At 56.2% G+C, this 290-nt stretch carries 1 rRNA gene; it reads right to left on the bottom strand.

What is annotated here, in order from left to right:
• Positions 1-290, bottom strand: a 23S ribosomal RNA gene (locus MFF64_RS36765); the annotation flags it as partial.

Raw genomic sequence — 290 nt, 5'->3', positions numbered from 1 at the left:
CGGCTTAAGCTTGCCCGCTACTTTAAGTCGCTGACCCATTATACAAAAGGTACGCGGTCACCCAGGACGAACCTTGGGCTCCCACTGTTTGTAAGCATCCGGTTTCAGGAACTGTTTCACTCCCCTCGTCGGGGTGCTTTTCACCTTTCCCTCACGGTACTGGTTCGCTATCGGTCGCTGAGGAGTACTTAGGCTTGGAGGGTGGTCCCCCCATCTTCAGACAGGATTTCACGTGTCCCGCCTTACTCGTGTCCTGGCAATCGCCTGTCCCGTACGGGGCTGTCACCCAT

Origin of the sequence: Methylobacterium frigidaeris (genome assembly GCF_022179185.1) — a bacterium.
Lineage (GTDB): Bacteria > Pseudomonadota > Alphaproteobacteria > Rhizobiales > Beijerinckiaceae > Methylobacterium > Methylobacterium frigidaeris.
This window is presented reverse-complemented; position numbering and strand designations above follow the sequence as displayed.